The organism is Paenibacillus sp. D2_2 (genome assembly GCF_031199965.1).
In the GTDB taxonomy this organism is placed as follows: domain Bacteria; phylum Bacillota; class Bacilli; order Paenibacillales; family Paenibacillaceae; genus Fontibacillus.
Map to the genome: position 1 here is coordinate 230,763 of NZ_CP133605.1, position 11,886 is coordinate 242,648.

Sequence of the window (11,886 nt, forward strand, 5' to 3'; positions counted from 1 at the left end):
GTTGAAGGAGGTGGGCGGCTTGTTGAAGCTGCAGCATATTAGCAAACAATTTGACGGTAAAACAGTTCTTGATGACATCAGTTTCGAGATCGGTTCAGGTGAGATTATGTCGCTCCTCGGTCCAAGTGGAAGCGGGAAGACGACGCTGCTTCATCTCATCCTTGGCCTAACGGGAGCCGACCACGGGAGCATCATCTTCGATAAAGAGGATCTGACCCATGTTCCGATGAAGAAGCGCGGATTCAACATCGTGTTCCAGGACTACGCCCTGTTTCCGAATCTGAGTGCGTATGACAACATTGTATACGGTTTGCGCAATAAGAAAGGTACGGCAAGTGAACAAGAAGTTAAGGATTACATCGATTTTCTAGAGTTGACTCCGCATCTGAATAAAAGAATAGGCGAGCTGTCCGGTGGACAGAAGCAGCGGGTGGCACTGGCGAGAACGCTGGTGACGAAGCCGAGAATCCTTCTGCTAGATGAGCCGCTGAGCGCGCTGGACGGAGTTATTAAGGAATCTATCAAACAGCGAATTCAATCGATTGCTAGAGAGTTCAAGTTGACGACGATTATTGTGACGCATGATCCTGAGGAGGCTTTAACGCTGTCTGACAAAATACTAATCATCGACCAAGGGAAGATCTCGCAGTTTGGATCACCGCAGCAGATTATTAACCAACCGGACAATGAGTTCGTGAAGCAGTTCATTATTAAGCAGCTACTGATCAAGCGGCAGAACATCTACAACCTATTCGGTGAAATGTATGCACATGCATAGAATTAAGCCCGAGATGCGGGCGGTCTTCATCCTAATTTTGCTGTTATTCGCTGTGTTCCTGTTCTTACCGTTGATCATATTATTGATTCATTCTTTTGAGACTGATCAAGGAATCTCTCTCGAATTATGTCGCAGTTTGGAAAGAGCAAGGCATGCTCGGGGCGGCTTGGAACAGTGTCAAAGTCTCGGCTGCTGCTGCGATCATTGCCACGGTGCTAGGATTCATTCTAGCTTACTCGATTCACTGCACTAGAATATACAGTCCAGTCAAGGGCGTACTGAGAACAGCGATTATTCTTCCGATGCTGTTGCCGACGATCACTTACGGCTTTGCCATTATGTACTCGTTCGGCAACCAGGGATTGCTGACGAAGCTTTTCGGAAGGAATCTGTTCGAAATTTATGGCTTTAACGGCCTACTGACAGGCTATGTCATTTACACGCTGCCCTCAGCATTTCTGTTGATCCATAACGCCTTTGGCTATATCGATAAGAAGTTCATTATCGTCTCCCGGCTGATGGGGGATGGAACGATGAGAAGTTTCGCGAACACGATTGTGCGGCCGCTCGTTGGGGCGCTAGGCGGAGCGTTTGTACTCTCTTTTATTCTTAGCTTCACAGATTTTGGTATCCCAGCTTCGGTGGGCGGGACCTACCCGGTCGTTGCCACACAGCTCTATCAGGTCATGCTCGGCTCCATTCCAGATTTTAACCAAGGATCAGTCATTGCTGTGCTGATGCTGATTCCAGCGGTGTTCGGGATCTGGCTGCTGCATTACCTGGAGAGGCTTAACTTCCATTATGACAAAATTACTGACATCGAGCTGCCGAGACATCGCATTCGTGATATTGCATTGGGGACGATCTCTTGCGTGATTGTGCTAGGACTATTATCGATCTTTGCGATCATGTTTATCGCTCCGTTTTTGAACAGCTTCCCGTATGATCTGCACTTTACCTTCAAGCATGTCAGCGATGTGCTTACATCCCGTGATCTAACGGGGGTATATAAGAACTCACTCTGGGTTGCGGCTCTGACCGCGCTGTTCGGAACTGTTATCGCATATGGCTCTGCGCTGCTGAATGTACGAACTAAGCTCAAGGCGCGTAAGGCAACAGATATCGTGTCGATGATCACCAACACCGTGCCAGGTATGGTACTCGGTATAGCGTATCTGCTTCTGTTCAACGGCAGCAGCTTGAAGGGAACGTTCACGATCATCGTACTTTGCAATATCGTCCATCTGTTCACGACACCGTATCTCATGGCTAAGAACTCCTTAGCTAAGATGAATCCTTCTTGGGAGACGACAGGAGAGCTGTTAGGAGATAGTTGGTTCAAGACGGTATACCGGGTCGTTCTGCCGAACTCGGTCTCAACGGTGCTCGAGATGTTCAGCTATTACTTTATCAATTCGATGGTGACGATCAGCGGGATTATATTCCTTGTATCGGCCCAGACATCTGTCATGGCCAGCAAGATCAAAGAACTGCAGCACTTTGCCAAGTTCAACGAGATTTTCGTGCTGTCGCTGCTGATCTTCCTCACCAATCTTGTCATAAAGATCATTTGTGATTGGCTGCAAAGAAGAAATGTTAACCTCAAAAAACTATGAAAAGAGAGGGATTATTATCGTGTTCAAATCCATGAAATCCATGAAAGTCATGTTACTCACACTTCTGGCGATCAGTCTGGTTCTTACAATGGCCGGCTGCGGCAGCAGCAAAGCAGGGGAAGCGAAGAAGGTCGTCATCTACACGAACGCCGATGAAGAGGCGGTTACCTCTATGGAGACTGCGCTAAAAAATGCAGGTTATGACGGTAAATACGTGCTACAAACGTTTGGCACCTCGGAGCTTGGCGGTAAATTGCTGGCTGAGGGCGACAAAATTGAAGCTGATTTGATCACGATGAGCTCTTATTTCATCGAAAGCTCGCAAAGCAAGCACGCGATGTACAAGGATCTCTCTTTTACAACGGATGCCCTAGAGCAGTACCCGTCCTACTATACGCCGATTTTGGCGAATACGGGTCCATCTTCGTGAACACGGAAGTACTGAAGGAGAAAGGGTTGCCGATGCCAACATCCATCAAGGATTTGACCCAGCCTGAGTTCAAAGGACTGGTCTCTATCCCGAACATTATGGATTCTTCTACAGCATGGCTGCTTGTTCAAGCGATTATCGGTCAATATGGGCAAGAGGAAGGCAAGACGGTTCTGCATGACTTAATCGCTAATGTAGGTCCACATCTGGAAAGTTCCGGTTCCGGTCCGCTCAAGAAGGTTCAAGCGGGTGAGGTAGCTGCTGGATTCGGTCTGCGTCATCAGGCGGTTAAGGCGAAGGCGGCGGGTGCACCGATTGATTATGTGGACCCGGTTGAAGGGAACTTCTCGCTGACAGAATCCTTGGCAGTTGTGGATAAGAAGAATGCTACGACAGATCTGGCTATGAAAATGGCAGAAGTAATTATCAAGGACGCACGTAAGGACCTGATCGCCAACTATCCAGTAGCCCTATACAAAGGCGAGAGTGTGGAGGATGTGAACAAACCGGCTCGATCCTTGAAATTTGAGAAGCCTCTGACAGTTGAACTGCTTAAAGAACATCAGGACTTCTTTAAAAGCGCTCAGGAATAATAGATTGGAAGATCATCCCGAATAGATATTGTCTAGGCAAAGTGTTAAATCCAACAGACAAGGGAGTAAGGCAAAATGAATGCATATAAGTTGTTAACCCCAGGCCCGCTAACTACGACTAGCACGGTTAAGGAGCAGATGCTCCTGGACCGTTGTACATGGGATGATGATTATAAATCGATCACACAGAAGATCAGATCGCAGCTCTTGGCTATCGCCGGGGCTGATCCCGAGCAATACACGGCTGTACTGATGCAGGGCAGCGGCACCTTCGCAGTGGAATCCGTCATGACCTCGGCCGTATCTGATGAAGATAAGCTACTGATTGTAACTAACGGTGCTTATGGCGAGCGAATCGTACAAATGGCGAAGTATATTGGCCTAAATTATACAGAGCACCGCATCAGTTATAACAAACAGCCGGAGGAAGGCGAGCTTAGAGCTCTGCTGGCTGAAGATCCAGGGATTACACACATCGCTATGGTGCACTGTGAGACGACGACTGGTATCTTGAACCCGATTGAAATGGTTGCAGGGCTGTCCCGCGACTATGGGAAAACCTTAATTATCGATGCGATGAGCAGCTTTGGCGGGATTGAGATTGATGTAGCTGGACTAGGAATTGATTATTTGATCAGTAGTGCAAATAAATGCATTCAGGGTGTACCTGGCTTCGGCTTCGTCATTGCCAAGTTGGAGCGGCTGAAGGCCTGCCAAGGTGTGGCACGCAGTCTATCGCTCGATTTGTACGATCAGTGGAAAGGAATGGATAAGGATGGCAAATGGCGGTTCACATCGCCGACGCATGTCGTAGCAGCTTTCTCCAAGGCCATTGACGAGCTGATCGAAGAGGGCGGAGTATCCGCGCGGAACGTGCGCTACAGCGAGAACAACCGTCTGCTGCGCAGCAAACTTGCCGAAATCGGTATTGAAGCTTATATTTCAGAGGATAAACAGTCGCCGATCATTACGACCTTTGTATTTCCAAATTCAAGCTTTGATTTCGCTGAGTTCTACGAATATGTGAAGCAACAGGGATATGTGATATATCCGGGTAAGCTGACAGACGCGGACACGTTCCGAATTGGCAATATCGGAGAGATCTATCCGCAAGACATCGAGCAATTATGCAGCATCATACGCGATTACATGGGAGGAACGGGACGATGAACCAAATTGAGGGCGTTATTCTGGATTGGGCTGGTACAGCAGTAGATTTTGGCTGCTTTGCCCCGGTGAATGTATTTGTCGATATCTTCAAGCAGGCTGGCATTGAGGTCACAATGGAGGAAGCTAGAGGCCCGATGGGCATGCTGAAGATCGATCATATCCGCGCTATGCTATCCATGCCGAGAGTATTGGCATTATGGGAAGAGAAATACGGGAGAATGTTTAACGAGGAGGATGTGAATCGCTTATATGGCGAATTTGAGCCTGTGCTTATGGCCTCCTTGTCCGAATATACAGATCCAATTCCAGGTGTGATCAGCACGATAGAAACGCTGCGTTCCCAAGGTCTGAAGATCGGTTCTACGACGGGTTACACCAATTCCATGATGGAGGTCGTCGTTTCTAGCGCCAAAGCCAAAGGCTACAGCCCGGATCATGTTGTAACACCGAATGACACGAATTCTCACGGAAGACCTTATCCTTATATGATCTATCGCAATATGGAAGCTTTGAAGCTGTCCGCCGCATGGAAGGTCGTGAAGGTAGGGGATACTACCTCCGATATTAAGGAGGGTGTGCAAGCTGGCGTATGGTCGGTCGGCGTTGCAGTCGGCAGCTCAGAGATGGGACTTAACGAGCAGGAGTACCAAGCCTTGTCCGATACGGATAAAGAGGCGGTTATTGCTAGGACGAAGCAAGGCTTCATGCAGCAAGGGGCTGACTTCACGATCGATACGATGGCGGAGCTGCCTCAGTTGATTGAGCGCATCAATGGGTTGCTGGAGGAAGGCAGAAGACCTGGTACTATAAATATGTAATTATAGAGGTTGTTTAAAGAACGGACTTATTATCTTGATTTAAATAACCATTGAAGCACCTTCAAGAATGAAGCCATGTCGCAAGAGATGGTGGAACCTTGGGGCTATGCCCCGCCTCATCATCCTCATGGAACCGTACATGAGACCAAGGCTATTGCCATGGCTGAAGAGGGAGAAGGGAAGTAAATCTGCAACAATATACAGAACAGCCAGTTGCCCGCTGATTGCGGCGACTGGCTGTTCGAATTTAATGGATATTATTTGGCTGTTTTAAATTGACTGCGCATTTGATCGTACAATTCTTGAGACTCGGCGTTCTCGGATGCTGTATAACCAAAGGCCACTTTATCATCGATAATCAGTACAATCATTTCTTTATCGTCTGCCGCTTGAATGAGTACTGCTGATCCTTTTGAATCCTCGTCTTCATAGGGTACCGATTCTACTGCCTTCGGATTATTCAGTTTCTCGCCTTCAGATACCTCTCCAAGAGCCCCTAAGCGGAATAGAGCTTGCACATCAGGGTGCACATTCTCATCAACAAACTTCTCTCGGTCTTCTTTCGTTCCATTGTAGAAGTCTGTGATATAAGATAGAGCCAGCTTCTCATCCGAAGATAGTTTCTTCGAATCCGCAGATTTATTACTAGAACATCCAGATAAAATAATAACTGCGGCGAATAAAATAGATAGAAATTTTGTAAAGTTTTCCATGATTTCCCTCCTGGATTATATATACGTTTGTTAGTCTATCAGCTACAGGAAGGATATGGTAGTGAAGTTAAGGACGATTTTATTTATTAAGTAATATTTTGAAAAAAATGATAATTTAAACTTTTTATTTCATGGCGTCAAAAAAGGTGGGGAATCACCTATGCCATGCTTAACGGACACCACAGTCACTTAAAAGCGAAAAACAGCCGTTCTCATATTGTAACGGACATCAGAGACGCTTAAATGCATCGAATCACACCAAAAGAGGCAGTTCTATCAAATAAGATGCAGCCATGTCCGTTAGGAATCTAAATGATGGAATTACTCTCCTAAGCGTCCGTGATGTCCGTTATGACGTGCTGTATGAGCGTGACAAGCAGTATGGGCACGGCAAGTGTATGGGATGACATACTGTATAGGTACGGCAAGCTGTACTGTTGGTGCCCATCGCACGTCCGTTGTCGGCCTGCACTACCGGTTTGATCGTAACCACGCCGACGCCGCCTTGATTTCTACTCACCGCCGTTCTAAGGCTTGCCGGTGAGAGTAAGAACACCAAAAACGGACGTGTCCTGATACCCATTGCCTGTCGTGTCATTCCAAGCTGCGACGCTTTGACGGGAGCCATTCTTGGCATCATTGATCTGTGTATCGAAGCCTATTTTCGTGTTATTAGCTGGAGTGATCATCTTGAACGGGATCTTCATTTCAACGGTATAGTTGGCACCCGATACCTTAGTCGCCGATTTGAACCCAGTGGCGACACTTGCAGGGTTGAAGGAGGTCTCGTTATCGAAGTTCACCCTATATTGCCCGTCGTCATCCTGATAGACGAAAGTCTTGGCATTGTTCTCATCAACGAATACTTCAATGGAATCCTGCTCCCATGCGTTAGCACTAGTCTTATCAAGCTCTGAGTCGCTTACTTGAATCAATACATACAGGTTCTCATCGTCCCATAGCGCTTTTGCTACACCAGTAGCTCCCTGCCAAGCCGATTGATACCGGTTTATTGGCATCTCAGGGGCATCGTTCCAGACCTCGTCCATCGTTCCGTCAATCACAGGAGTAGCATATTTCGCTGTTGCTTGATTGACTTCCGTCTTCCCAGACTGATGCTCTTTGATGAATTGATCTGGATCAATGACGCCATAGTAGGCTGGCTTGGCCTGCAGATTCTTATCAAACAGCAGTGGATTTGTCGCAGATCTCCAGCTCGTACCGTCATCCAATCCCCAGAACGTAACACGTTTGATGTGATCAGAGTGTGCTTTATAGATGTTAAATAACTTTGCATATAGCAGCCCTTGGGCATTGCCCAGATTGTCGGGAAGCTGATAGTTGCTTCCTGCCGAATGTCTAACTCGGTGATACTGATCTCAACGCCGAGGGAGATGAATTTCTCCAGCGATGCCTCTACACTGGCCGGATTGGTATTCACCGAATAGTGGCCCTGCATGCCTACGCCATCAATGAGTAGCTTACCTGGATGAGTTTTGGCGTAATTATCGTTGAGCTCTTTGACCATTTGATAGATAGCCTCGGCTTTATTTGGGTTGTCATCATTGTAGTCGTTGTAATACAACTTGATATCCAACTTATTATCATCTACGGCCTTTCTAGCAGCAAGGAAGGCCTGCTCAATATAATCCTCACCGATAGCTTGATACCAAGGCGACTTGCGCAATGCATTTTTCCAATCAGAAGGGTTACTCGGGTTATCATTCATTGCTTCATTAACGACATCCCAAGATATCACCTTGTCCCCGAAATGTTCCACCACGGTCTTAATATGAGTCTGCATATTCTTAAGCGCTTCGTCCCGGCTTAGAGGAATCGTATTTCTGTTCGCATCTCTGGTCGTATTCATCCATGAAGGCGATTGTTGATGCCACACCAGGACATGCCCGTGCATCTTCATTCCTGCAGCCAGAACTTTATTCACTAGGATATCCGCCGCGTCAAAAGTAAATTTGCCTTTCTCACGCTGTAGCGCATCCGGCTTCATAGCATTGCCAGCTGTAGCAACATTGAAGAGTTCGGTTAGCAGATCGAACCGTTTACCGTCCAAATCCTCCATCGATATGGCACTGCCGATCAGAAAGTCGTTCTGGTATACATCCTTCATTGAAGTTAAATCGCTCTGGACATGGATCGGGCCCGAGATTTTCACAAAGCTGATATCATCGATATAGAAAGAGGCCGTCGCATTGTTCGAACTCTCGATATAGATCGTTAGATATTCGTCCCCGTCACTGTTATAACGGTAGGTTCCTTCGAACTGAACCCAATCGTTACTTGTATTGATTGTTTTGGGAGCAAGGGTTACATAATTTGCGCTACCACCGTCACCAATCTGCGAGGACAGTTGAATCTGTGAACTGGCGGGCTCGATCAGCTTGATCCAGGCTGACACCTTATATTCGCTGCCTTTGTCGACATACTTCTCGACGCGCAGTGACGGACCGTGCCATGTCTCTGTTCTACCTTCAACCTTCAAAGCGTAGGAACCGTTCTCGGTATGATTGGCTTCATTTGAAATGGTCAATTTCTCTGAGCCTGATCTACCTACAAAACCGCCTGTTGTTTGGTCTTCAAAGGTGATCGTAGTGAAATCCTTCGCTGTTGGTCTAGGTTGTTCAGGTTCATTGTCGCCGGGTTCCTCGGTGATCAGGATATCTCCGATGTAGAAAGGGACAGAAGCTCCATTGTCGTTGGATTGGACACGAAGAGCCCGATTCTTGGACGTATCAACGATAAACTTTTTGGACAAGGTAAAGGCCTTCCCTGCTTTAAAATTGGCGCCGTCTAGCCAGGCATAACTATCTACCATTTGCAAATAAGCTTGGGCGTCACTCGGTACATCTACATCTGTATCAACATATCCCGTTACGGTTGCTATGTAAGTCTTACCGTTTTTCAGACCTATGTCTGCAAAATTGAAATCAGCAGCATCCCAATTATCTTTTCGGTTGCTTACATATAAAGCCCCGCCATCTTCATTTCCTTCAAAATACTTACCCGTGACCTGCTCCAGCTTGGCGCCGCCTGATTGTGTTGTAACACCTTTGCCGTCAGCAAAGTCCTCGTGATATATGACTACCGGTCCCGGAGCTTCTTCGGTATCAGTCTTTCCTCCAGGATTAGTACAGCCAGAAGGTATGAACAGGATTGCCGTGAGCAGGATTACGATAGATCGATGGATCATGGTTCTCATTTGTTCTTTGCACCATCCCTTATTAATTGAATTATTCATGATGGAACAGGTCCTTCTTCCGAAATCAAATCATATTATTTATCCCAAAATCCTTCTAGTTCGGAATTAAAGAAGGTACCGATATTATTACATATGATTATGAACATACAGACTAGAGGGGGGCTATACGCTGAGGAGAGGAACGGCAATAGTCGTGCTAGGGCTGAGAGATTCATAATGCCTGAGAATGGGATAAGAATTCCTGTGAATAATAAGAATATGAAGACTTGGTGAATTTCATTGACATTGAGAATGATTCACATATAATAATTATTATAAATAAGAAATTAGTACAGACAGTTGAGGCAGTTTGAAGTATTTGTCCTAAACTTCTATACTAACTTATATAAACTAAAATTTACCTAGGAGGTACAAATAATCATGTCATTGATTGGAACAGAGGTATTACCATTTAACGCATCAGCTTATCAAAACGGTGAGTTTCTCGAGGTTTCTGAAGCAAACTTTAAAGGTAAATGGAGTGTAGTTTGTTTTTATCCAGCTGACTTTACATTTGTTTGCCCTACTGAGCTTGAGGATTTGCAAAATCAATATGCTACATTGAAGGACCTTGGCGTTGAAGTATACTCCGTATCTACAGATACTCATTTTGTACACAAAGCTTGGCATGACAGCTCCGAGGCAATTGGCAAAGTTAAATACATTATGATTGGCGACCCTTCACATACGATTTCCCGTAACTTTGATGTATTGATCGAAGCAGATGGCGTTGCAGACCGTGGTACATTCATCATCGATCCAAACGGAGTAATTCAAGCTGTTGAAATTACTGCTGGCGGTATCGGACGTGATGCAAGCATCTTGGTTGACAAGATTAAAGCTGCTCAATACGTTCACAACCATCCAGGTGAAGTTTGCCCTGCGAAATGGAAAGAAGGCGGCGAAACTTTGAAACCTAGCCTTGATCTTGTAGGCAAAATCTAAGGAGAGAGAACATGAAACTGGATGCAGACATCAAATCACAACTGGCGCAATATCTCCAGCTCTTGGAAGGCAATGTTCTGCTGAAGGTCAGTGCAGGAACCGATTCGGTATCTAATGACATGCTGGATTTAGTCAATGAACTATCCAGCATGTCAGATAAAATTACGATAGAGCATACTACATTGCCTAGAACTCCAAGCTTTAGCGTAAACCGTGTAGGTGAAGACACTGGCGTTACATTTGCTGGGTACCATTAGGTCATGAATTCACTTCGTTGGTACTCGCTTTGCTTCAAGTTAGCGGTAGACCGCCTAAGGTTGAGCAGAGTGTCATTGATCGGATTAAGGCGATTCAAGGTGTATATCACTTTGAGACTTATGTAAGCTTGTCTTGCCATAACTGTCCTGACGTTGTACAGGCGTTGAACATGATGAGTGTTCTTAATCCTAACATTACTAGTACCATGATTGACGGTGCAGCCTTCAAGGAGGAAGTAGAGCGTAAGGACATTATGGCCGTGCCAAGTGTCTATCTCAATGCTGAATTCTTCGAGAGCGGCCGCATGACGGTTGAAGATATTCTGAATAAAATGGGTAGCTCGGAGGATGCTTCCGAGTTTGATAATAAAGAGCCATACGACGTGTTGGTTGTCGGTGGTGGCCCAGCCGGCGCCTGCGCAGCGATCTACGCAGCACGCAAAGGCATTCGCACAGGTATTGTTGCTGAACGCTTCGGCGGACAAGTAAACGATACGCTGGGTATCGAGAACCTGATCGGTACGCAATACACAGAAGGTCCTAAGCTAGCTGCTAGTCTTGAGGAGCATGCGAAGCAATACAACATCGACATCATGAAGACTCAGCTTGCGAAGCGTCTGGAGAAGAAGGACCTCGTTGAGGTTGAATTAGAGAACGGTGCTATTCTGAAGAGTAAGACCGTAATTATCTCTACAGGTGCTCGTTGGCGTAATCTGGGCGTACCTGGCGAAGCCGAGTTCAAGAATAAGGGCGTGGCTTATTGCCCGCACTGTGACGGTCCTCTGTTCGCTGGTAAGCATGTTGCCGTTGTTGGTGGCGGTAACTCTGGTGTTGAGGCGGCTATTGACCTTGCAGGCGTTGCAGGCCATGTTACTGTCCTCGAATTCATGTCAGAGCTCAAGGCGGATTCTGTCCTTCAGGAACGTCTGAACAGCTTGCCGAACACAACTGTCATCAAGAACGCTCAGGTGAAAGAAATTACCGGGACCAACAAGGTTGACGGTGTAACTTACATCGAGCGTGAGAGTGGTGAAGAGAAGCATATCGATTTGCAGGGATATTTATCCAAATCGGTCTTGTTCCGAATACAGATTGGTTAGCCGACACCGTAGAACGTACACGTATGGGTGAGATTGTCGTAGACAACCGTGGCGCAACGACCGTTCCTGGCGTATTTGCCGCAGGCGACTGCACGAATTCAGCGTACAAACAGATCATCATCTCGATGGGCTCTGGTGCTACTGCAGCACTTGGCGCATTCGATTATATGATCCGGAATCAATAATCAAATATAACGTTTTTAACGGCCT

At 46.5% G+C, this 11,886-nt stretch carries 6 protein-coding genes and 5 pseudogenes; 7 read left to right on the forward strand and 4 right to left on the reverse strand.

Going from position 1 to position 11,886, the window contains the following annotated elements; all coding sequences use genetic code 11:
• Nucleotides 1–19: 19 nt before the first annotated feature.
• From RE628_RS01165 to phnX, 5 genes and pseudogenes are all read left to right on the forward strand, one after another.
• Entirely contained in the window at nucleotides 20–778 is a 759-nt protein-coding gene (locus RE628_RS01165) for an ABC transporter ATP-binding protein (RefSeq protein WP_309157028.1), read from the forward strand.
• Nucleotides 771–2,394 (forward strand): annotated as a pseudogene (locus tag RE628_RS01170) (ABC transporter permease subunit). Before RE628_RS01165 ends, RE628_RS01170 begins: the two are co-directional and overlap by 8 nt.
• 31 nt (nucleotides 2,395–2,425) lie before the next feature.
• Nucleotides 2,426–3,417, forward strand: a pseudogene (locus tag RE628_RS01175) (extracellular solute-binding protein).
• A gap of 75 nt (nucleotides 3,418–3,492) precedes the next feature.
• Nucleotides 3,493–4,587, forward strand: coding sequence for a 2-aminoethylphosphonate--pyruvate transaminase (gene phnW / locus RE628_RS01180; RefSeq protein WP_309157029.1), 1,095 nt, complete (start codon nucleotides 3,493–3,495; stop codon nucleotides 4,585–4,587).
• Complete coding sequence (gene phnX, locus RE628_RS01185; RefSeq protein WP_309157030.1) at nucleotides 4,584–5,405, forward strand: phosphonoacetaldehyde hydrolase; 822 nt, start codon at nucleotides 4,584–4,586, stop codon at nucleotides 5,403–5,405. The genes phnW and phnX overlap by 4 nt, the downstream gene beginning before the upstream one ends.
• 257 nt (nucleotides 5,406–5,662) lie before the next feature.
• Here the strand turns inward: phnX and RE628_RS01190 are convergent, their stop codons facing one another.
• The 4 genes and pseudogenes from RE628_RS01190 to RE628_RS29395 all read right to left on the reverse strand — a co-directional run.
• Nucleotides 5,663–6,118, reverse strand: a complete 456-nt coding sequence (locus tag RE628_RS01190) for a hypothetical protein (protein WP_309157031.1) — start codon at nucleotides 6,116–6,118, stop codon at nucleotides 5,663–5,665.
• A gap of 527 nt (nucleotides 6,119–6,645) precedes the next feature.
• Nucleotides 6,646–7,182 carry a sugar-binding protein gene (locus RE628_RS29385; RefSeq protein WP_375143026.1) on the reverse strand — a complete coding sequence of 179 codons (537 nt, stop codon included), beginning with the start codon at nucleotides 7,180–7,182 and terminating at the stop codon, nucleotides 6,646–6,648.
• A gap of 135 nt (nucleotides 7,183–7,317) precedes the next feature.
• Nucleotides 7,318–7,440: pseudogene (locus RE628_RS29390) on the reverse strand (endo-1,4-beta-xylanase); the annotation flags it as partial.
• A 74-nt stretch (nucleotides 7,441–7,514) separates the two neighbouring features.
• Nucleotides 7,515–9,374: pseudogene (locus RE628_RS29395) on the reverse strand (endo-1,4-beta-xylanase); the annotation flags it as partial.
• A gap of 381 nt (nucleotides 9,375–9,755) precedes the next feature.
• On the opposite strand from RE628_RS29395, the gene ahpC reads away from it, so the two are divergent.
• Entirely contained in the window at nucleotides 9,756–10,319 is a 564-nt protein-coding gene (gene ahpC / locus RE628_RS01200) for an alkyl hydroperoxide reductase subunit C (protein WP_309157033.1), read from the forward strand.
• Between the two features lie 11 nt (nucleotides 10,320–10,330).
• Nucleotides 10,331–11,861, forward strand: a pseudogene (gene ahpF, locus RE628_RS01205) (alkyl hydroperoxide reductase subunit F).
• Nucleotides 11,862–11,886 lie beyond the last annotated feature (25 nt).

Bases quoted from the DNA above. Each gene is read 5' to 3' on its own strand.
- RE628_RS01190 (WP_309157031.1), bottom strand. From the start codon at position 6,118: ATGGAAAACTTTACAAAATTTCTATCTATTTTATTCGCCGCAGTTATT.
- phnW (WP_309157029.1), top strand. From the start codon at position 3,493: ATGAATGCATATAAGTTGTTAACCCCAGGCCCGCTAACTACGACTAGC.
- ahpC (WP_309157033.1), top strand. From the start codon at position 9,756: ATGTCATTGATTGGAACAGAGGTATTACCATTTAACGCATCAGCTTAT.
- phnX (WP_309157030.1), top strand. From the start codon at position 4,584: ATGAACCAAATTGAGGGCGTTATTCTGGATTGGGCTGGTACAGCAGTA.